The sequence below is a fragment of the Streptomyces sp. 150FB genome, assembly GCF_000818195.1.
Lineage (GTDB): Bacteria > Actinomycetota > Actinomycetes > Streptomycetales > Streptomycetaceae > Streptomyces.
In genome coordinates this window covers 8,396,707-8,416,958 of the sequence record NZ_JTHL01000001.1, presented here as the reverse complement: position 1 = coordinate 8,416,958, position 20,252 = coordinate 8,396,707, and the positions used below count along the sequence as shown (strand labels likewise).

Here is a 20,252-nt window from a genome sequence, read left to right as displayed (position 1 = left end):
CGGTGACGTCAAATCCCAGCGACCGCAGATCGTCTTCGAGCGACGATCCGGGTACCGGGGGGCCTGTGAGGATGGCGGTCGACAGGCGAACTCACTCCTTGGCACTGACAGGGCGGGGTGCGCGGCGAAGGACCCGAACATCCGGGCGGCGGCACGTCGGCAGAGGCTATCGGATGACGGGAAGGTTGAGTTCACCGGCTGTTTACGCTCCGGACGTCCCGCTCTGGGAGTGGGGGAGCAGGCGTGGAGATCATCATTGTCGATCGGGCGCCGCCTCACAAACCGCGTACCCCGAGGTCCCGGACCCCTTAAGCCGAGGAATTACAGTGACGCCATGACGTGGCTGATCACAGGCGGAGCGGGTTATATCGGGGCACATGTGGCGCGGGCGATGACCGCGGCCGGGGAGCGGGTGGTCGTCCTCGACGATCTGTCGTCCGGTGTTCCCGAGCGGCTGCCCGAGGGGGTCCCGCTGGTGCGGGGCTCGGTCCTGGACCGGGCGACCGTCGACCGTACGCTCAGCGAGCACGCGGTGAGCGGGGTCGTCCATCTCGCGGCGAAGAAGCAGGTCGGGGAGTCCGTCGAGCGGCCGCTCATGTATTACCGGGAGAACCTGTCCGGCCTGACGGTGCTGCTCGAAGCGGTGGTCGCCGCCGGGGTGCCGCGCTTCCTCTTCTCCTCGTCGGCCGCCGTGTACGGGATGCCCGACGCCGAGCTGATCACGGAGGAGACGCCGGCCGTCCCGATAAATCCGTACGGCGAGACGAAGCTCGCCGGCGAGTGGCTCGTGCGGGCCACCGGCGCCGCGCACTCGCTGGCCACGGGCTGTCTGCGCTACTTCAACGTGGCGGGGGCCGCCGAACCGCTGCTCGCCGACACCGGGGTGTTCAACATCATTCCGATGTTCTTCGACCGGATCACCCGGGGCGAGGCGCCGCGGATCTTCGGCGCCGACTATCCGACCCCTGACGGCACCGGTATCCGCGACTACATCCATGTCGCGGACCTCGCCGACGCGCACCTGGCCGCCGCCCGGTGGCTGACCGGCCGGCCGGGCGGCACCGACCTGACCGTGAACATCGGGCGCGGGGAGGGGGTGTCGGTGCGCGAGTTGGCCGACGTGGTCGCCGAGGTCACCGGTCACGGCGCTCCCCCGCTGGTCGAGGCGCGCCGCCCCGGCGACGCGGCGCGGGCCGTCGCCTCGGTCGCACTGACCACCCGGGAGCTGGGGTGGCGGGCGGAGCGCGGCGTACGGGAGATGGTCGAGTCGGCGTGGGAGGGCTGGCAGTCGCACCATCCGGTGGCTCCGGTCGGATGATCCGCCCACCCTCCTGAGGCTGAGTCCCGGGCTCTGACCTGCGGCCATTTCCGCAGGTCAGAGGAGATGACAACGGTGTTCAGCCCCGTGTTGCCCGATACCCCCCGCCCGTAGTTCACTGACCACGTCCGGAGTTGTCTCGACGCGACCGGGAGGCGTCCCCATGGGGGCAGGGCACGACCACGGCCACAGTCACGGAGGACCGCCGCCGCCAGGTACGACGACCGCCGCCTACAGGGGCCGGCTGCGCATCGCGCTGATGATCACGCTGGCCGTGACGGTCGTGGAAGTCGTCGGCGGTGTCGCCTCGGACTCGCTCGCCCTGGTGGCCGACGCCGCCCACATGGCCACCGACGCCGTCGGCCTCGGGATGGGCCTGCTGGCGATCCACTTCGCCGCCAAACCCGCCGACGAGAACCGCACCTTCGGCCTCGCGCGGGCCGAGATCCTGGCAGCGCTTGCGAACTGTGTGCTGCTGCTCGGGGTCGGCGGCTATCTGGTGTACGAGGCCGTCGAGCGCTTCATCACGCCGCCGGAGACCAAGGGCGGCCTGGTGATCACCTTCGCGGTCGTCGGCATGGTGGCCAACCTGATCTCGCTGTCCCTGCTGATGCGGGGGCAGAAGGAGAGCCTCAATGTGCGCGGGGCGTATCTGGAGGTGCTCGCCGACACGCTCGGCTCGGTCACGGTGCTGATCTCGGCGGGGATCATCCTGGCCACGGGGTGGCAGACGGCCGACCCCATCGCGTCCCTGGTGATCGGGCTCATGATCGTCCCGCGTACGGTGAAGCTGCTGCGCGAGACGCTGGAGGTCCTGCTGGAGGCCGCGCCCAAGGGCGTCGACATGGCCGAGGTGCGGGCCCATATGCTCGCGCTGCCCGGCGTGGCCGACGTACACGACCTGCACGCCTGGACGATCACCTCGGGGATGCCCGTACTCTCCGCCCACGTGGTGGTGGACCAGGAGGCACTGGATACGGTGGGCCACGAAAAGATGCTCCATGATCTGCAAGGGTGTCTCGGCCACCATTTCGACGTCGAACACTGCACCTTCCAGTTGGAGCCGAGAGGCCATGCGGAGCACGAGGCGAAGCTCTGCCACTGACCTGCGGCCCGGACGCGGGGGGAACGGACATGCGGACGCCCCCGGAGTGCGGACACGGGGCTCTTGTGCGGCAGACTTGGGAGCCGAGGCCCGAAGCGAAGGATGGTTATGCCGACCACACCAGTCACTGCGGCGAGCAGCTCGTCGAACGGCGTACAAGAGTCGAACGGCGCACAAGAAGTGATCATGCTTGAGCTGGTGGACGAGAGCGGCCGGACCATCGGTACCGCCGAGAAGCTGGCGGCCCATCAGGCTCCGGGACAGCTTCACCGGGCGTTCTCCGTCTTCCTCTTCGACGAGCGGGGCCGCATGCTCATCCAGCGCCGTGCCCTCGGCAAGTACCACTCCCCCGGTGTCTGGTCGAACACCTGCTGCGGACACCCGTACCCGGGCGAGGCGCCGTTCGCGGCGGCGGCCCGGCGCACCCATGAGGAGCTGGGGGTCTCGCCCACGCTGCTCGCCGAGGCGGGCACGGTGCGCTACAACCACCCGGACCCCGACTCGGGCCTGGTCGAGCAGGAGTTCAACCATCTCTTCGTCGGCCTGGCCCAGACCTCGCTGCGGCCGGACCCCGAGGAGGTCGGCGAGACCGCCTTCGTCACCCCGGCCGAGCTGGCCGCACGGCACGGCGAGGCGGCCTTCTCCCAGTGGTTCATGACCGTACTGGACTCGGCGCGCCCGGCGATCAGGGAGCTCACGGGGTCCTCCGGGGGCTGGTGACACCCCCCGCTGCGGCTGCGGGACCACCGAGCGGGGGCGTGAGCGGCAGCGCCGCCCAGACGATCTTCCCGCCCCCGGCGGTGTGCTCGACGTCGAAGGCGCCGCCCGCCTCGCGGGTGATCTCCCGTACGAGCAGCAGCCCGCGCCCGCCGGGCCGCGCCCGGTCGGCCGCCAGGACGCCCGCCTCTCCCACGTCCGCCTCCAGCACTTCCGCCTCCAGCACCTTCGGCCGGCCCGGATGGCTGTCCTCGACCGACACCCGTACCCATCCGGTGGTGACGGCGACCTCGACCGCGACCTCGGGCGAAAGCACGGCGGCGTGTTTCACGGCGTTGGTGACCAGTTCGGAGACGATCAGCAGCAGGCTCTGGAGCAGATCCGCGCCGGCCGGTACGGCCTGACGTCTCAGCAGATCGCGTACGGCGTGCCTGGCCGCCGGTACGGAGACGTCGACGGCGGGAGTGGTGAACCGCCAGACCCCCTCGTACGACAGCGGCCGGGCCGGAACTCTCCCGCTCTCCATAAGTGCGGTACCCCACCATCGGCTCGGCCGGCTGTCCGCTCCGGCGTCCTGTCCCGTCTTGTCGACTACCGAGTGTGGGAACGATTCGGCCCGTATCGGCCCACTGAACAGAAGTCAGCTCCAATTGGTGGAATGCGACCGTGAATGCGCACAGAAGTCACACGGACGATCGCTTCTGACACCCGCTTGTCGCTTTCAGAAGGCTCTCGAAGCTGATCTCCTCCGGATCCGCTGCGTTCGCCTCCCCCCGGCCCCCGTCCTGCCGGGCCGTCCCCGGATAGCATCCGGGCCATGGAGCCGCACCTGCCGCACACGGTCGCCGACGGCGTCGCCACCGTCGTCATCCACCACCCCGCCAAGCGGAACGCCATGACGGCGCGGATGTGGCGGGAGCTGCCGCCGCTGCTCGGGACGCTGGCGCGCGATCCCGGCGTACGGGTGCTGGTGCTGACCGGCGAGGGCGCCACCTTCTGCGCGGGCGCCGACATCTCGTCGCTGCTGGAGCCCGGCGAGGACGCGCGGTCGCTCGCCGTGGAGGCGGAGGAGGCGCTGGCGGCCTTCCCGAAGCCGACGATCGCCGCCGTACGCGGCTACTGCGTGGGCGGTGGCTGCCAGTTGGCCGCCGCCTGCGATCTGCGGTTCGCCGAGGAGGGCACGCTGTTCGGGGTGACGCCGGCCCGGCTCGGGATCGTGTATCCGGCGTCGTCCACCCGCCGGCTCGTCGAACTGATGGGCCCTTCGGCCGTCAAGTACCTTTTGTACTCCGCCGAGTTGATCCCGGCCGAGCGGGCACTGCGGACCGGGCTCGTCGACGAGGTGCTGCCCGCCGGGGAGTTGGGCCGACGGGTGGCCGGATTCGCCCGGGTGCTGACGTCCCGTTCAGGTCTCACCCAGGCGGCGGCCAAGGAGTTCGTGTCCGGCCGGGACCACCGGGCGGAGTACTGGGACGAGGAGGCCCGCCGCAGCGGCGACACCGCCGAGGGGGTCGCCGCCTTCCTGGGGCGCAGGGAGCCCCGGTTCAGTTGGACGGTGCCGAAGTGACCGGAGCGAGCGGCGCGACCTGGGTGTCCGGGTTGAAGCGGCTGCTCGCGCGCATCTCCCGCACGAGGTCCGCCGGCGCCTTCTCCGGTGATCCGGCGTCGTAGGGCGGCTCCGGGTCGTACTCCGTCAGGAGCTGGACGGCCTGCGCGGTACGGTCGCCGGCGACCCGGCCGATCAGCGTCAGCCCCATGTCGATGCCGGAGGAGACGCCGGCGGCGGTCACGTACTTCCCGTCGGTGACGACCCGCTCGCCGGTCGGCTCCACGCCGAACCGCCCGAGCCATTCGAGCGCCAGCCAGTGCGAGGTGGCCCGGCGGCCCGTCAGCAGACCGGCGGCGGCCAGCAGCAGCGACCCGGTGCAGACGGAGGTCGTCCAGGTGGTGGTGGCGTCGACGGCGCGCAGCCAGCCGAGCAGCGTCTCGTTCTCCATCTGCGCCAACTGGCCCGGGCCGCCCGGCACCACCACGATGTCGGGCGAGGTGACCTCGCTGAAGGACTTCTCGGCGACGAGGGTGAGGCTGCGCCTGTCGTCGGTGACGGGCCCGGGGCGCTCGGCGACGAAGACGGTCGAAGCGCCCGGCGTGGGACTGAGCATCTGGTACGGACCGACGGCGTCGAGCGCGGTGAAGTCGTCGAAGAGCACGATCGCGATCTGCATGGGTGAGCCCGTTTCTTGTTCGTGGGAGCGAGTGCGGGGTGTGCGGGTCCGGGGTGTGCGGCTGTGGGGGGTGCGTCAGCCTGCGTGCTGCGGGCGGAACCGGCGCCGGTACTCCGCCGGGGCCGTGCCCAGCGCCTTGACGAAGGCCCGGCGCATCGCCTCCGGGGTGCCGTATCCGCAGGCGCGCGAGATCTCCTCGACACCGTCGGCGCTGTCCTCCAGCAGCCGCCTGGCGTGCTCGATCCGTACGCGCTCCACGTACCGCCCCGGCGTCACGCCGGTCTCCGCGTGGAAGGCGCGGGCGAAGTGGCGCGGCGAGAGCCTGGCGCGTCCCGCCAGCGACTCGACCGAGAGATCCTCGCCGGGGTGTTCGCTGATCCAGCTCTGCACCTCGCGCAGCGGGTCGCGGAGCGCGGTCTGGGCTGCGAGCTGGACGCTGAACTGCGCCTGGTTGCCCGGGCGGCGCAGGAAGACCACGAGATGGCGGGCGACGGCGAGCGCCACGTCCCGGCCGAGGTCCTCCTCGACGAGCACGAGGGCGAGGTCGATGCCTGAGGTGACACCGGCGGAGGTGGAGACCCTGCCGTCCCGTACGAAGATCGGATCGGGATCGACGTCGACGGCCGGATAGGTACGGGCGAGGTGGTCGCAGACCGACCAGTGGGTCGTCGCCCGGCGCCCGTCGAGCAGTCCGGCGCCGGCGAGCAGCAGCGCTCCCGTACAGACGGAGACCAGCCTCCCCGCGTCCGGGCCGTGCTCGCGCAGCCAGTCGATCAGCCCGGGGTCGGGCGTGCGGGTACCCCGCCCGCCGGGCACGACCAGGGTGTGCGGAGTGGCCGCGTCGCCGAGCGCGCCGTCGGGGACAAGGGTGAGGCCGCTGGAGGTCCGTACGGGGCCGCCGTCGAGCGAGGCCGTACGGATGCGGTAGGCGTCAGGGTCACCGGCCTGCCGGGCCGCGCCGGCGAAGACCTCCAGGGGCCCCGTCAGATCAAGACTCTGGAGGCCGTCGAAGAGGACGACCAGCACGGATCGCTCTGTCATGGCCCCCATGCTTCGCCGCCCGCACCGATGACCGCAATGACGAATTCCCCTCCTTTCCTGCCATGGGGGTACGCGGAAGCCGTCGGCGCCCGCCGCCCGCGCCCCCGTCCGGCCGATGCCGGACGGCGGGTTTCGGCCTCCTGCTACCTGCGAGTAACGTAGGCGCACATGGTCACTCTCCCCCCACGCGCAGGACGCCACTGCTACGCCGCCGTCAGCCCGGTCCACTCCGCCTTCTACTTCGCCCCCGAACTGGGGCAGGAGTTCAAGGACCTCGGTCTCGACGACAAGGGCGCCGCCTACTTCGCCGCCCGTGCGGCGCCGATGGGCCGGGTCGGGGCCGGCACGGTCACCGCCACCTTCTACAACTTCGCGTACGCCACGGTCGCCCGCCACATCCCCCGCATGTGGGACGTCATCACGCCCGAGGACGCGCTCGCCGCCCGGCTTCGCGTGGTGGACTCGATGCTGCTGCGGCTGCTGGGCGAGGACGTCCTCGCCTCGAAGGAGCTGGCGGAGGCCACGGAGCTGGCGCTGCGGGCCACCGAGGGCTGCTCGCGCCCGGCCCGTCCGCTCTACGCGGGCAACGCCGACCTTCCCGTGCCGGACGAGCCGCACCTCGCGTACTGGCACGCCGCCACCGTGCTGCGTGAGCACCGCGGCGACGGCCACCTGACCGCCCTGGCGCACCACGGGCTCGACGCGCTGGAGGCGCTGGTCACCCACACGGCGACCGGCAAGGGCATGGCCCCGAAGTGGGTCATGGCGAGCCGGGGCTGGACGCCGGAGGAGTGGGCCGCCGCCGAGGACCGGCTGCGCGCCCGCGGGCTGCTGGACGCCGGCGGTGAGCTGACCGATGAGGGCAGGCTGCTGCGGCAGGAGGTCGAGGACGAGACCGACCGGCTCGACCTCGGACCGTACGAGCACCTCGGAGCGGCCGGTACGGCCCGGCTCACCGAGCTGGGCGGCGCCTTCTCGCTGGCCGCGCGGGAGGCCGGGGCGTTTCCCACCGGTCTCATCAGCAAGAGCTGAGTCCGCCCGGGCGGGCCGGCGCCGCTACGGCGCGAAACACTCCCCGTCCCGCCCGTCCGTCTCGCCGCCACCTGCGACAATGCAGACCGCCGAACGGACAGGAAAGCGGAGCGTGACAGTGACGACGTCCATCGAAGACAGGATCGCCGGCGAACTCGGCGTACGCGAGCGGCAGGTGAGGGCGGCCGTCGAGCTGCTCGACGGCGGATCGACCGTGCCGTTCATCGCTCGCTACCGCAAGGAAGCGACCGAGATGCTCGACGACACGCAGTTGCGCACCCTGGAGGAGCGGCTGCGCTACCTGCGGGAACTGGAGGAGCGGCGGACCGCGATCCTGGAGTCGGTGCGCGAGCAGGGCAAGCTCGACGAGGCCCTGGAGGCGCAGATCAGGGCCGCCGACACCAAGGCGCGCCTCGAAGACATCTATCTGCCCTTCAAGCCCAAGCGGCGGACGAAGGCGCAGATCGCCCGCGAGGCGGGTCTCGCGCCGCTCGCCGACGGCCTGCTCGGTGATCCCTCGGTGGACCCGCTCGCCGCCGCCGGGGCGTACGTCGACGCGGACAAGGGCGTCGCCGACGCGGCGGCCGCGCTGGACGGCGCGCGCGCCATCCTCACCGAGCGGTTCTCCGAGGACGCCGACCTCATCGGGGAGCTGCGTGAGCGGATGTGGACGCGCGGGCGGCTCACCGCGAAGGTGCGCACGGGCAAGGAGGAGCCGGGCGCGAAGTTCGCCGACTACTTCGACTTCGCCGAGCCCTTCACGGCGCTGCCCTCGCACCGTGTGCTCGCCATGTTCCGGGGTGAGAAGGAGGAGGTCCTCGACCTGGTCCTGGAGCCCGAGGAGCCGTCGGACGAGCCGTCCGGGAAGCCGGGCCCCACGCTGTACGAGAACATGGTCGCGCGGCGCTTCGAGGTGAACGACCGGGGCCGCCCCGGTGACAAGTGGCTTGCGGACACGGTCCGTTGGGCGTGGCGGACCAGGATTCTGGTGCACCTCGGGATCGATCTGCGGCTGCGGCTGCGGACGGCCGCCGAGGACGAGGCCGTTCGGGTGTTCGCCTCGAACCTGCGTGACCTGCTGCTGGCCGCGCCCGCCGGGACCCGCGCGACGCTGGGGCTCGACCCCGGGTTCCGTACGGGAGTGAAGGTCGCCGTCGTCGACGCGACCGGCAAGGTCGTCGCCATCGACACCATCTACCCGCATGTCCCGGCGAACAAGTGGGACGAGTCGCTGGCGAAGCTCGCGCGGCTCTCCAAGGAGCACTCGGTCGACCTGATCGCCATCGGCAACGGCACCGCGTCCCGCGAGACCGACAAGCTCGCCGCCGAACTCTGCGCGAAGCACCCGGAGTTGAAGCTCACCAAGGTGATGGTCTCGGAGGCGGGCGCTTCCGTGTACTCCGCTTCGGCCTTCGCCTCGCAGGAGCTGCCCGATCTGGATGTCTCCATCCGTGGCGCGGTCTCGATCGCGCGCAGGCTCCAGGACCCGCTGGCCGAACTGGTGAAGATCGACCCGAAGTCGATCGGTGTCGGCCAGTACCAGCACGACCTGTCCGAGGTGAAGCTGTCGCGGTCGCTGGACGCGGTGGTCGAGGACTGTGTGAACGGTGTGGGTGTGGACGTCAACACCGCTTCGGCGCCGCTGCTTTCACGGGTGTCCGGCATCGGGGCGGGCCTCGCCGAGAACATCGTCTCCCACCGCGACGCCAACGGCCCGTTCCGCTCGCGCAAGGCGCTCAAGGAGGTGGCGCGGCTCGGCCCGAAGGCGTACGAGCAGTGTGCGGGCTTCCTGCGGGTGCGCGACGGTGACGACCCGCTGGACGCGTCCAGTGTGCACCCCGAGGCGTACCCGCTGGTGCGGTCGATGGTGAAGACCACGGGGACGGATGTGGCGTCCCTGATGGGGAACAGCCAGGTGCTGCGCTCGCTGAAGCCGGCGGAGTTCGTGAACGACTCCTTCGGCCTGCCGACCGTCACCGACATCCTGCGTGAGCTGGAGAAGCCGGGCCGGGACCCCCGTCCGGCCTTCAAGACGGCGACGTTCAAGGACGGTGTCGAGAAGCTCGGCGACCTGGCGCCCGGGATGGTGCTGGAGGGGGTGGTGACGAATGTCGCCGCTTTCGGGGCGTTCGTCGACATCGGTGTCCACCAGGACGGTCTTGTCCATGTCTCGGCGATGTCCAGGACGTTCGTCAAGGACCCGCGGGACGTGGTGAAGCCGGGCGATGTGGTCAAGGTGAAGGTGCGGGAGGTCGACATCCCGCGCAAGCGGATCTCGCTGACACTGCGGCTGGACGACGAGGAGCAGGGCGCGAGTTCGGGCGCGGGTGCGGCCGGGGCCGGTTCGTCCGGTGGGGGCCGTGAGGGCGGGTCGCGACCGCCCAGGCAGCGTGGCTCAGGCGGCAACTCCGGTGGCGGCGGCGCGCGTCGTCAGTCGGGCGCGGGCGCTGGTTCGGGCTCGGGCGGCGGGGCGTCGAAGGCGCCTGCTCCCGGGAACAGCGCGATGGCGGACGCGCTGCGCCGGGCGGGTCTGGTCGACCCCAAGTCCGGTGGCGGCGGGGGCCGCAGGCGCGGATGAGGTGATCCGGGGCGCGGTGTCGGCGGTGTCAGCGGCGTCAGTGGTGTCAGCGGCGTCAGTGGTGTCCGGCGATCGACGAACACTCTCGGCGACGCTCTGCGTGGAGGTGATGTCCCGGGGTAACCGGGATATCACCTACGCGGAAACGAGGATCTGATGACTGACACCTACAACACCGGCAAGGCCGATACCGGCGCGCACGGCCAGGTGAGCAACGGCACGGGCACCGCCGCGCTGGTCCTCGGCATCATCGCAGTGGTGATGTCGTGGTACTGGGTCGCCGCGCTGCCCCTCGGCATCGTCGGCATCGTGCTCGGCGTCGTCGGCCGGAAGAAGGCCGCACGCGGCGAGGCCACCAACCGGGGCGCGGCGACCTCCGGCATGGTCCTCGGCATCGTGGGCATCGTGCTCGCCGTGGCCTTCATCGCCATCATCGCGGCAGCGGCCTGACCCGTGGCGGGGTGTGCGTACGTACGAAAGGGGCGCACACCCCTCGGCGTCAACGCTCCACCACACGCCCGGACTTGACGTCGAGGCGGCGTGTCGTACGGACCACGTCCAGCATCCGCCGGTCGTGTGTCACCAGCAGAAGCGTGCCGTCGTACGAGTCGAGTGCGGACTCCAACTGCTCGATGGCGGGCAGGTCGAGGTGGTTGGTCGGCTCGTCGAGCACCAGCAGGTTGACGCCCTTCCCCTGGAGCAGCGCGAGCCCCGCCCTGGTGCGCTCGCCCGGTGACAACGACGCGGCCGGGCGGGTGAGATGCCCGGCCTTCAGACCGAACTTGGCGAGCAGGGTGCGGATTTCGGCGGGTTCCAGGTCGGGGACGGCCGGGCGGAACGCGTCCAGCAGGGCGTCCTGGCCGCCGAACAGCCCGCGAGCCTGGTCGACCTCGCCCACCACCACGGCGGAGCCCAGTGTGCTGTGCCCCTCGTCCAGGGGCAGGCGGCCCAGCAGCGCGGCGAGGAGTGTGGACTTGCCGGCGCCGTTCTCACCGGTGATCGCCACCCGGTCCCCCCGGTCGATCTGGAGCGACACCGGGCCGAACGTGAACGTGCCCCGGCGTACCTCGGCCTCGCGCAGGGTCGCCACGACGGCGCCCGAGCGCTCGGCCGAGGCGATCTCCATCCGCAGTTCCCACTCCTTGCGCGGCTCTTCGACCACGTCGAGGCGTTCGATCATGCGCTGTGTCTGGCGCGCCTTGGCCGCCTGCTTCTCGGTGGACTCGGTGCGGAGCTTGCGGCCGATCTTGTCGTTGTCCGTCGCCTTGCGGCGGGCGTTCTTGACGCCCTTGTCCATCCAGGCGCGCTGCATCTGGCCCCGCGCTTCGAGCGACGACTTCTTGTCGGCGAACTCCTCGAACTCCTCGCGGGCGTGGCGGCGGGCCGTCTCGCGCTCTTCGAGGTACGCCTCGTAGCCGCCGCCGAAGAGGGTGATCTGCTGCTGGGCCAGGTCGAGTTCGAGCACCTTGGTGACGGTGCGGACGAGGAACTCGCGGTCGTGGCTGACCACGACCGTACCGGCGCGCAGCCCGCTCACGAACGCTTCGAGCCGCTCAAGTCCTTCGAGGTCGAGGTCGTTGGTCGGCTCGTCCAGCAGGAAGATGTCGTAGCGCGAGAGAAGCAGCGACGCGAGGCCGGCGCGGGCGGCCTGGCCTCCGGAGAGTGTGGTCATCGGCTGGTCGAGGTCCACGGTCAGGCCGAGTGAGGCGGCGACCTCCTCGGCCCGCTCGTCGAGGTCGGCGCCGCCGAGCGCGAGCCAGCTCTCCAGCCCCGCGGCGTAGGCGTCGTCGGCGCCGGGGGCACCGTCGACCAGCGCCTGGGTGGCCTCGTCCAGGGTGGCCTGCGCCGCGGTGACCCCGGTGCGCCGGCCGAGGAAGTCCCGTACGGTCTCCCCCGCGCGCCGCTCGGGCTCCTGCGGCAGATGCCCCACGGCGGCGCCGGGCGGTGAGAGCCGCAGCTCCCCGTTCTCAGGGGTGTCGAGGCCCGCGAGGAGCCGCAGCAGGGTCGACTTGCCCGCGCCGTTGGCTCCGACGAGACCGATCACATCGCCGGGGGCGACCACCAGGTCGAGCCCGGTGAAGAGCGAGCGGTCGCCGTGTCCTGCGGCGAGATCCTTGGCTACGAGAGTGGCAGTCATCAGGACAGCGATTCTAGTGTCCGCGGGGAACGCCGCTTTCCTCGCGTGGGGTGCCCTCGTCGGTGGGGCCGATGCGCAGTTCGAAGTCGCCGTCGTACCGCTCGTGGCCGGCGATCACGGCCGACTCCACGGCCTCGGCGCCGAGCTCGCCCCGTACGATCACCGGGTCGCCGCGCAGGTCACGTACGAGGGCCACGCAGAGGCCGATCATGACCACGGCGAACGGGGCTGCCACCAGGATCGTCAGGTTCTGGAGGCCTTCCAGCGCGTCGTTGCCGCCGCCGCCGACGAGCAGCATCACCGCTCCGACGGCGCCCGTGACCACACCCCAGAAGGTGACCACGTACTTGCTGGGGTCGAAGGCGCCCCTCTGGGAGAGCGTGCCCATGACGATGGACGCGGCGTCGGCGCCCGAGACGAAGAAGATCCCGACGAGGACCATGACCAGGATGCTGGTCACCGTCGCCAGCGGATACTGCTGGAGCAGCGCGAAGAGCTGGCCCTCCGAGGTGGCCTCGTCGGCCAACTGGCCTTTCTCCTCCTGCAGTCTGATGGCTGTGCCGCCGAAGACGGCGAACCAGATCAGACTGACCGTGCTCGGCACGACGATGACTCCGCCGATGAACTGCCGGATGGTGCGGCCGCGGCTGATGCGTGCGATGAACATGCCCACGAAGGGGGTCCAGGAGATCCACCAGGCCCAGTAGAAGACGGTCCAGCTACTCAGCCAGTCGGCGACGTCCTTGCCGCCCGTTGCGTCGGTCCGCCCGGCGAGCTGGGCCAGGTCACCGACGTAGGACGCGATCGAGGTGGGCACCAGGTCGAGTACGAAGACGGTCGGGCCCACGACGAAGACGAAGACCAGGAGCAGCCCTGCCAGCACCATGTTGATGTTGGACAGCCACTGGATGCCCTTCTCGACCCCGGAGATGGCCGAGGCGACGAAGGCCACGGTCAGGACGGCGATGACGGTGACGAGGAGGCCGGTGCTCACGTCGTCCAGCCAGCCGAGCTCCTCGAATCCGCTGCCGATCTGGAGGGCGCCGAGACCCAGCGAGGCCGCGGAGCCGAAGAGCGTGGCGAAGATCGCCAGGATGTCGATGATCCGGCCAGGGGTCCCGTACGCGTGCTTCCTGCCGATGAGCGGGACGAACACCGCGCTGACCGTCTGGCGCCGCCCGCGCCTGAAGGTGCTGTACGCGATGGCGAGACCGACCACGGCGTAGATGGCCCAGGGGTGCAGGGTCCAGTGGAAGAGTGTGGTGGCCATCGCGTGCTCCAGGGCCTCGGCCCTGGATACGGGGTGGGTGCCGGGCGGGGGGACGGTGAAGTGGGTGAGCGGTTCGTTCACCCCGTAGAACATCAGCCCGATGCCCATGCCGGCGCTGAACATCATCGCGACCCAGGACACCGTACGGAACTCGGGTTTCTCGCCCTCGCGGCCGAGTGTGATCCGCCCGTAGCGGCTGACGGCCAGCCACAGCGCGAAGATGACGAAGCCGGTCGCCGCCAGCACGAAGGCCCAGCCCGCGGTGTGGATCAGGCCGGCCAGCGCGTCGCTCGACACGTCCTCCAGCGAGTCGGTGGCGAGGGAGCCCCAGAGCACGAAGGCGAGTGTGAGGACGGCTGTCACACCGAACACCACCCGGTCGGTCACCGGGTGGCCGCCGCCTTCGGGCTGACCGGGGAAGGCCTCCGTGACCGGCGGCCCTCCCCCGTCTCCAGATCTCCCGTCTCCGGGCTTCTGTTCGTCCAGCGGCACGAGCGACACCTTTCGGGGTTTCACAGAGCCGGATCCGGCGCTCTGTTACGCCCTACCACAGGTGAGCCGTGCCCCCGGGGATCAACAGGCGGTCACCGGCTGTCCGGCCGTCAGGTGGTACTGCGCCCGCTCGTCGAGCAGCAGTGTGACCAGTGCCCGCTGTGACTGCCGCAGCGGCACGAAGGCTCCCTTGCCGAGCGGCAGGGCGTGCACACCGTGCAGTGCGAGTTCGTCCTTCACGTCGGCGAACTGGGCGGCGTCGAGCCGGTATCCGCAGGGCGGGTTCTGGATGGTCTGCTCGGGGGTCGCGGGCTCGTTGTCCCCGCCGCCGACATAGACGGGTCCGCTGTCCCGCAGGCCGGCCAGCCTGGCGGCCGCCGTGGCGGTGACGATCTTGGCCCTGTGTGCGTCGGTGAAGGAGAACAGCCCTTGCAGGGAGTCGAGTTGGCTGGTCACCCGGCGCCGGTTGTTGAGGGATTCGTCGGCCTTCTCGGCGTCGGTCATCGGGTCGACGCGGCTCTCGATGAGCAGGCCGAGGGAGTGTTTGACACCTGCGGCGTTGCGCAGGATGCGCTCCTGGCCGTCGCCCGCCGTCTGTTTGATCGGGTCGCCGGTCTCGGGGTCGGTCCAGATGCCGTACGTGCCGATGCTGAAACCGGCGTCGCGGGCGGCCGGCCGTACGTACTGCTCGGACAGCGTCTCGGACTCGTCGTGGACGCGCTGGTCCGTGTTGAGGTTGCGCGGCCAGAGGTCGAAGAGGTCCTTGTCGTAGTAGAGCGGGGTGGCGCCGTACTCGTGCAGGTCGTAGATCACGTCGGGCTGCCGGTCGCGCATGACCGCCGCCATCGCGCGGCCCTCGGCGGTCTTGAGCGCGATGTGGTCCCGGTTGATGTCGACGCCGTCGGAGTTGCCCCGGGTGTCGGCGGCGTGCCCGTCGGGGTTCGCGTTCGGTATGACCAGGACCGTCGTACGGTCGAGGTAGCGGCGGGTCGCCGGGTCCTTGGCGTAGGCGAGGTCGCGCGCCTCGGTCAGACACGCCTCGCGCCCCGACGGTTCGTTGCCGTGCTGGCTGCATACGAGCAGCACGGTGGTGGCGGCGTGTTCGGCGCCGATCCGCAGGAGTCTCATCGGACGGCCCTGCTTGGTGGTGGCGATGGTGCTGAGCGAGACCCGGTCACCGCCCCGGTCGACGGCTTTCAGGAAGTCCTGTTCCTCGTCGAGTCCGGTCCACCGGGCTCCGTGGGTGGTCTCGAACTCGGTGCGGGGCGGCTGCGCGGCGCTCGCGGCCTCGGCCGGCACGGTGAGCAGCGGTGCGGCAAGGGCGACGGCTGCCGCTGCCAGGACGGCGGTACGGAATCGGTGTGTCATCGGCGGTCTCCCGGTATCGGATGCGTCGGGCGCGGCTGGGACGCCACGCCCCTCGGACGGGACTCGGGGGGTGCGCTGTACGCCGGGACCGTACCGGTGGTCGCGCGCGTGAACGCGCCGGCCCCGCCGACGAGCGGGAGCCGTGCGGCCGTTCGGGCCAGGTCGACGGTGAGGGTGGGGGTGGTGGACGGCGGGTCGATGAGGCCCCGGTCCGTGCCGGCGACGATCAGGGCCAGGCGGTGTCCGGCGGGGACGACATGGTCACTGGCCGCGAGAGCCAGTGTGATCGTGTACGGCTCCCCAGGGGTGAGCGGCTGTCCGTGGCCGGGTGAGGTGGCGGTGCCGAGGTCGGCCCAGCCACGGCTGAAGACGGTGTGGCCGACGTCCGCCGTCGCCGCCTGTGTCTCCTTGTAGCAGGAGCTGTCGCCGGCGGTGCTCGGTCCCCAGCAGGTGCGGTTCGTCAGGGTGGTGATGCCTTCGCCGGACGCGGAGTAGTTCCGGATGGTGGCGGGTCCGAGGTCGACAAGGACGGCGGAGAGGTGGGCGGTTGTGGTCGAGGGGGTGGCGGTGACCGTCACCGTCGAGGAACCGGACAGCCGCAGGTCGTGGCTGAGCGGCCGGGTGGTGAATCCGGCCTTGGCCGGGGTGGACGAGTCGACGGACGCAGCCCAGTCGTCCTCGTCGAGCCCCGGGTCGTCGGTGAAGGTCTCGGCCGCACCGGGCTTCGCCTGGGTACGGGTCAGTGTGCCGACGCCCGCCGTGGCTCCCGTACCGGGGCGCAGTGTGGTGGTGGCCGTGGTGCGCGGCGGCCATTCCCGGTCGGTCGACCACTGGTCGGGGGCACGTTCTATGTCCGCCATGGGTTCGCGGTCGATACCGTTGTCGTAGCCGAGGAGTGTGTGGTCGAACCAGCGGTGCAGGGTGTCGACCCAGGCGCCGCGCCGGTAGTCGAAGGGGTCGACGTGTCCGGTCTGGGAGAGCCACACCTTCCGCTCGACGCCCGCGCCGGCCAGCGCGTCCCACCACTGGCCGAAGTGCTTGGTGCGGACGTTGAGGTCCTGCATGCCCTGGACGGCGAAGACACTGGCCGTGACCTTGTCCGCGTTCCGTACGTAGTCCCGGTCGGTCCACAGCTTCGTCAGATCGCCGGTGCGGGGCGCGCCTTCGACCAGGCTCCGCTGGACGGCCTGGCAGCGGTCCGCCGCCTCGGGGCTCTCGACGTAACCGGCGAGCCAGTCGGGTCCCGAGTCGTAGAGCGGCGCGCCCTGGGCGAAGAAGTAGTCGTACCAGGAGCTTATGGCGCTGATCGGCACGATGGTCCGCAGGCCCTTGACCCCGGTGGCGGCGACGCCGTTGGCGATGGTGCCGTCGTAGCTCTTGCCGATCATGCCGGTGGCGCCGTTGGTCCAGTCGGCCCGTGCCCTGGCCGTGCCGGTACGGCTGGAGTAGGCCGTGGCGCGGCCGTTCAGCCAGTCGATGACGGCTTTGGCCGACCCGATGTCGGAGGGGCCGCCGACATCGACGCACCCGTCCGAGCGGTTGGTGCCGGCGAGGTCCACGGCGACGAAGGCGTAGCCGCGCGGCACGAAGTAGTTGTCGTAGTGGAGCGGGAAACCGACCGGGTTCCCCTGCGCGTCGTAGGTCTTGAGCTGGTTCTCGTTGCCCCGGCCGCAGCAGGAGTAGTACGGACTGGCGTCCATGATCACCGGTATTTTCCGGTGCTGCTGGGCGGGTTCACGCGGCCGTACGATGTCGACGGCGACGCGGTCCTTCTTGCCGTCGGCGTCGCCGTCGAGTCCGGTGTCCACCCAGACGGACTCGCGGATCGCCCCTTCGTAGGAGTAGACGGGTTCGCTCACGCGGGAGGGTGGCGCGCCCGAGGTGAGCTGTGCTCCCTGGGCCCCTGTCGGGGTCAGCAGCATCCCCAGCAGTGTGACCGCGGCGATCGCGACCAGCGCTCTGAACGACCGGCGGGCTCCTTGCGCACGGATCTCCATGTGGCGGAAGGTACCCCGGTCAACTCCTGTGCGACAGAGGGCAGTCGGGGCGCCGGGGGCGAAGAGGCCGGAGGCACACCCGCGTATCCGCCGCGTGGCAATCGTGTGACACAGGGCGCCATGGACATGACTATGCAGGCCAGGGCTCAATAGAGTCGCAGAGATCTTCCGATCCCCCACTCCCCCACGATTTGGAGCATCAGTGCACCGCAGAATCATCGTTCCGGGTGTCCTCGCGGCTTCCCTTCTGCTGGCGGTCCCGGCCTCGGCCGCCGACTTCACCCCGGGCGCGCCCGGTATCGGCGACCCCTACTACCCGGTCAGTGGCAACGGCGGGTACGACGTGTCCCACTACGACCTGAGGCTGAACTACGAGCCGTCCACCGACCTGCTCCAGGGCACGGCGACGCTCATCGCCACCGCCACTCAGGACCTCTCCCGCTTCGACCTCGACTTCGGTCTGAAGGTCAGCGAGGTCCGGGTGAACGGGAAGAAGGCGGCGTTCGCCACCTCGGGCACCCAGGAGCTGGAGATCACCCCCGCCGCGCCGCTGACGAAGGGCCAGGCCGCGACGGTGGTGGTGCGTTACGCGGGCAAGCCGTCGGAGCTGGAGATAAACGGTTATACGGCCTGGCACCGCACCCCGGACGGCGGCGTCGGCGCCCAGGAGCCGGACCAGGCGGTCTGGTGGTACCCGTCCAACGACCACCCGCTGGACAAGGCGACGTACGACATCTCGGTCTCGGTGCCCGACGGCACCCAGGTCATCAGCAACGGTGTGCTCCAGTCGCAGACCTCCGAGCTGGGCAGGACCAGGTTCAACTGGCGCTCGGACAAGCCGCAGGCGACGTATCTGACGACCCTGGCCATCGGCAAGTTCGACATCACGACCGACACCACCGCCGACGGACTGCCGATCATCAACGCGTACAGCAAGAACCTGGGCGCCAACGCGGGCGCCGCCCGGGCGAGCGTCGAGCGCACCGGCGAGGCCGTCGAGTTCCTGAGCGGCGTCTTCGGCCCGTACCCGTTCAGCTCGGCCGGCGGTTACGTACCCGATGTGACGAGCGGCTTCGCGCTGGAGACGCAGACCCGGCCCTACTACAGCCCGTCCGGGTTCAAGAACGGCGCGAACGTCTCCGTGGTCGTCCATGAGCTGGCACACCAGTGGTACGGCGACGACGTCTCCGTCCACGGCTGGAAGGACATCTGGCTCAACGAGGGCTTCGCCTCCTACGCCGAGTGGCTCTGGTCTGAGAAGGAGGGCGAGGGCACGGCGCAGCAACTGGCCGACTACGTGTACGCGTCGCACCCGGCGGACGACCCGTTCTGGACGGTGAAGCCCGCCGATCCCGGCCCCGACAACCAGTTCGACGCGGCCGTCTACGACCGGGGCGCCGTGGCGATCCAGGCGCTGCGCAACAAGATCGGCGACGAGGACTTCTTCGCGATCCTCAAGGGCTGGCCCACCGAGCACGCGTACGGCAACGCCTCGGTGAGCGACTTCGTCAGCTACGCGGAGCGGATCTCCGGCGAGCCGCTCGCCGACTTCTTCGACACCTGGCTCTACCAGCCGTCGAAGCCCGCCTCCCCGGCGGCCGCGGGAGCGGGCATCGCCCGGTCGGCGGCGGCGCCCGCCCAGCCCGCCTCGTGGAAGGAGATCGCGGCCTCGCACGCGATGCGGGGCGGCGCCCGCCACTGAGCGCCCGCCACTGAACGCCCGACACCGCCCACCGTGCCGCGTCCGCCCCCCGGGGCCGGCGCGGCACGCCGCTGTCGCTGGTGAAAGCCATGGAAGCGCTCTCTGGGGTCCGTGACAGGATTACGCTGTAGCCGACCCGCCCGCCGACGAGGAGCGCATGCCTTGCCCGATCCGTTCCCTGGGGACCGCCCCACCCTGGAAGCCGTCGCGGCGTACGCGGGTGTCTCGCGCGCCACGGTCTCCCGGGTCGTCAACGGCAGCACGGGCGTCCGGGAGTCGCTCGTCGAGAAGGTGCGGCGGGCGGTGGAGGAGCTGGGTTACGTACCGAACCACGCGGCCCGCACCCTGGTCACCCGCAGAACCGGCGCCGTCGCCGTGATCATCGCGGAGCCCGAGGACCGGATATTCTCCGATCCTTTCTTCTCGCTGCAGATCCGGGGCATCAGCAAGGAACTGACCGCGCACGACACCCAGTTGGTACTGCTGCTGGTCGAGGGCGGCGACTACGACCGGATCGCGCGCTATCTGGCGGGCGGCCATGTCGACGGCGCGCTCGCCTTCTCGCTGCACACCGACGACCCGGTGCCGGCGATCGCCCGCAGGACCGGCGTACCCACGGTCTACGGCGGGCGGCCCCTGTGGACCGTGGCCCCCGACGACCAGGCGGTGCCGTACGTGGACGCCGACAACCGGGGCGGCGCGCGGGCAGCCGTACGGCATCTGCGTGACCTCGGCAGGCGCCGGATCGCGCATATCGCGGGTCCGCCCGACCAGACGTCGGCGACGGACCGGCTCGACGGCTACCGGGACGTGCTGGCCGGCGGGGATCCGGCGCTGGTCGCCCAGGGCGCTTTCACGGCGGAGAGCGGCGCGCTGGCGATGGCGGAGCTGCTGGACCGATGTCCGGATCTCGACGCCGTCTTCGCGGCGAACGACCTGATGGCGTCGGGCGCGCTGCGCGTCCTCAAGGAGCGGGGCCGCACGGTGCCCGGCGATGTGGCACTGGTCGGCTTCGACAACATGGACTCGGTCGCCGAGACCACCGAGCCTCCCCTGACCACCGTCCAGCAGGATGTGGAGGGCCAGGGCCGGCTGATGGCGCGGCTACTGCTGCGGCGCCTCGGCAGGGACGACGGCGGGGACGACGCCGCCCCCGACGGCCACGACAACCACAGTCACCGGGACGCCCGGGACGGCGGAAACGCACCGGATCAGGGATCGGTCATCATGCCGACCACCCTGGTACGGCGCGCCTCGGCCTGAGCCCGCC

16 protein-coding genes are annotated in these 20,252 nt (G+C 70.8%); 9 read left to right on the top strand and 7 right to left on the bottom strand.

Going from position 1 to position 20,252, the window contains the following annotated elements; translation table 11 throughout:
- Positions 1-334: 334 nt before the first annotated feature.
- The 3 genes from galE (at position 335) to idi (ending at position 3,143) form a co-directional block, all read left to right on the top strand.
- Positions 335-1,318: a UDP-glucose 4-epimerase GalE gene (gene galE, locus QR77_RS36055; protein ID WP_040026205.1), complete on the top strand. Its 984-nt coding sequence runs from the start codon at positions 335-337 to the stop codon at positions 1,316-1,318.
- Positions 1,319-1,481: 163 nt separating this feature from the next.
- Positions 1,482-2,423, top strand: coding sequence for a cation diffusion facilitator family transporter (locus QR77_RS36050; RefSeq protein WP_040026204.1), 942 nt, complete (start codon positions 1,482-1,484; stop codon positions 2,421-2,423).
- Positions 2,424-2,531: 108 nt separating this feature from the next.
- Positions 2,532-3,143, top strand: coding sequence for an isopentenyl-diphosphate Delta-isomerase (gene idi / locus QR77_RS36045; protein WP_040026203.1), 612 nt, complete (start codon positions 2,532-2,534; stop codon positions 3,141-3,143).
- On the opposite strand, the gene QR77_RS36040 is transcribed toward idi, so the two are convergent.
- The gene (locus QR77_RS36040) at positions 3,118-3,666 is read right to left on the bottom strand and encodes an ATP-binding protein (protein ID WP_040026201.1); all 549 of its coding nucleotides are present in this window, start codon (positions 3,664-3,666) and stop codon (positions 3,118-3,120) included. The two genes, idi and QR77_RS36040, sit on opposite strands and share 26 nt — an antisense overlap.
- Positions 3,667-3,957: 291 nt before the next feature.
- Between QR77_RS36040 and QR77_RS36035 the strand changes: the two genes are divergently transcribed.
- Positions 3,958-4,707 (top strand): enoyl-CoA hydratase/isomerase family protein, encoded by a 750-nt coding sequence (locus QR77_RS36035; RefSeq protein ID WP_040026199.1) that lies wholly within the window; start codon positions 3,958-3,960, stop codon positions 4,705-4,707.
- Here QR77_RS36035 and QR77_RS36030 read toward each other — a convergent pair.
- Positions 4,685-5,365, bottom strand: a complete 681-nt coding sequence (locus QR77_RS36030) for a DJ-1/PfpI family protein (protein WP_052489310.1) — start codon at positions 5,363-5,365, stop codon at positions 4,685-4,687. The genes QR77_RS36035 and QR77_RS36030 overlap by 23 nt on opposite strands.
- Before the next feature lie 75 nt (positions 5,366-5,440).
- Positions 5,441-6,406 carry a GlxA family transcriptional regulator gene (locus QR77_RS36025; RefSeq protein ID WP_040026198.1) on the bottom strand — a complete coding sequence of 322 codons (966 nt, stop codon included), beginning with the start codon at positions 6,404-6,406 and terminating at the stop codon, positions 5,441-5,443.
- 168 nt (positions 6,407-6,574) lie between these two features.
- Here QR77_RS36025 and QR77_RS36020 point away from each other — a divergent pair, with 168 nt between their 5' ends.
- The 3 genes from QR77_RS36020 to QR77_RS36010 all read left to right on the top strand — a co-directional run bounded on the left by QR77_RS36020 (position 6,575) and on the right by QR77_RS36010 (position 10,466).
- Complete coding sequence (locus QR77_RS36020) at positions 6,575-7,438, top strand: hypothetical protein (protein ID WP_040026197.1); 864 nt, start codon at positions 6,575-6,577, stop codon at positions 7,436-7,438.
- A 118-nt stretch (positions 7,439-7,556) separates the two neighbouring features.
- Positions 7,557-10,016 carry a Tex family protein gene (locus QR77_RS36015; RefSeq protein WP_040026196.1) on the top strand — a complete coding sequence of 820 codons (2,460 nt, stop codon included), beginning with the start codon at positions 7,557-7,559 and terminating at the stop codon, positions 10,014-10,016.
- Between the two features lie 156 nt (positions 10,017-10,172).
- Positions 10,173-10,466, top strand: a complete 294-nt coding sequence (locus QR77_RS36010; RefSeq protein WP_052489309.1) for a DUF4190 domain-containing protein — start codon at positions 10,173-10,175, stop codon at positions 10,464-10,466.
- A gap of 49 nt (positions 10,467-10,515) precedes the next feature.
- Here QR77_RS36010 and QR77_RS36005 read toward each other — a convergent pair whose 3' ends face one another.
- The 4 genes from QR77_RS36005 to QR77_RS35990 form a co-directional block, all read right to left on the bottom strand.
- Positions 10,516-12,153, bottom strand: a complete 1,638-nt coding sequence (locus QR77_RS36005; protein WP_040026195.1) for an ABC-F family ATP-binding cassette domain-containing protein — start codon at positions 12,151-12,153, stop codon at positions 10,516-10,518.
- Positions 12,154-12,166: 13 nt separating this feature from the next.
- Positions 12,167-13,810, bottom strand: coding sequence for a BCCT family transporter (locus tag QR77_RS36000; RefSeq protein WP_236711207.1), 1,644 nt, complete (start codon positions 13,808-13,810; stop codon positions 12,167-12,169).
- Positions 13,811-13,996: 186 nt separating this feature from the next.
- A complete protein-coding gene (locus tag QR77_RS35995) occupies positions 13,997-15,283 on the bottom strand; it encodes a M14 family metallocarboxypeptidase (protein WP_040026194.1) in 1,287 nt (428 codons plus the stop codon).
- The gene (locus tag QR77_RS35990) at positions 15,280-17,280 is read right to left on the bottom strand and encodes a Xaa-Pro dipeptidyl-peptidase (protein ID WP_040026193.1); all 2,001 of its coding nucleotides are present in this window, start codon (positions 17,278-17,280) and stop codon (positions 15,280-15,282) included. The genes QR77_RS35995 and QR77_RS35990 overlap by 4 nt, the downstream gene beginning before the upstream one ends.
- A gap of 202 nt (positions 17,281-17,482) precedes the next feature.
- Between QR77_RS35990 and QR77_RS35985 the strand changes: the two genes are divergently transcribed.
- On the top strand, positions 17,483-18,982 hold the full coding sequence (locus QR77_RS35985; RefSeq protein ID WP_040026192.1) for a M1 family metallopeptidase: 1,500 nt from the start codon (positions 17,483-17,485) through the stop codon (positions 18,980-18,982).
- 162 nt (positions 18,983-19,144) lie between these two features.
- The gene (locus QR77_RS35980) at positions 19,145-20,245 is read left to right on the top strand and encodes a LacI family DNA-binding transcriptional regulator (RefSeq protein WP_040026191.1); all 1,101 of its coding nucleotides are present in this window, start codon (positions 19,145-19,147) and stop codon (positions 20,243-20,245) included.
- Positions 20,246-20,252: the final 7 nt, after the last annotated feature.

Bases quoted from the DNA above. Each gene is read 5' to 3' on its own strand.
- QR77_RS35995 (WP_040026194.1), bottom strand. From the start codon at position 15,283: ATGACACACCGATTCCGTACCGCCGTCCTGGCAGCGGCAGCCGTCGCC.
- galE (WP_040026205.1), top strand. From the start codon at position 335: ATGACGTGGCTGATCACAGGCGGAGCGGGTTATATCGGGGCACATGTG.
- QR77_RS36010 (WP_052489309.1), top strand. From the start codon at position 10,173: ATGACTGACACCTACAACACCGGCAAGGCCGATACCGGCGCGCACGGC.
- QR77_RS36030 (WP_052489310.1), bottom strand. From the start codon at position 5,365: ATGCAGATCGCGATCGTGCTCTTCGACGACTTCACCGCGCTCGACGCC.
- QR77_RS36035 (WP_040026199.1), top strand. From the start codon at position 3,958: ATGGAGCCGCACCTGCCGCACACGGTCGCCGACGGCGTCGCCACCGTC.
- QR77_RS36040 (WP_040026201.1), bottom strand. From the start codon at position 3,666: ATGGAGAGCGGGAGAGTTCCGGCCCGGCCGCTGTCGTACGAGGGGGTC.
- QR77_RS35990 (WP_040026193.1), bottom strand. From the start codon at position 17,280: ATGGAGATCCGTGCGCAAGGAGCCCGCCGGTCGTTCAGAGCGCTGGTC.
- QR77_RS36025 (WP_040026198.1), bottom strand. From the start codon at position 6,406: ATGACAGAGCGATCCGTGCTGGTCGTCCTCTTCGACGGCCTCCAGAGT.
- QR77_RS36020 (WP_040026197.1), top strand. From the start codon at position 6,575: ATGGTCACTCTCCCCCCACGCGCAGGACGCCACTGCTACGCCGCCGTC.
- QR77_RS36005 (WP_040026195.1), bottom strand. From the start codon at position 12,153: ATGACTGCCACTCTCGTAGCCAAGGATCTCGCCGCAGGACACGGCGAC.
- idi (WP_040026203.1), top strand. From the start codon at position 2,532: ATGCCGACCACACCAGTCACTGCGGCGAGCAGCTCGTCGAACGGCGTA.
- QR77_RS36050 (WP_040026204.1), top strand. From the start codon at position 1,482: ATGGGGGCAGGGCACGACCACGGCCACAGTCACGGAGGACCGCCGCCG.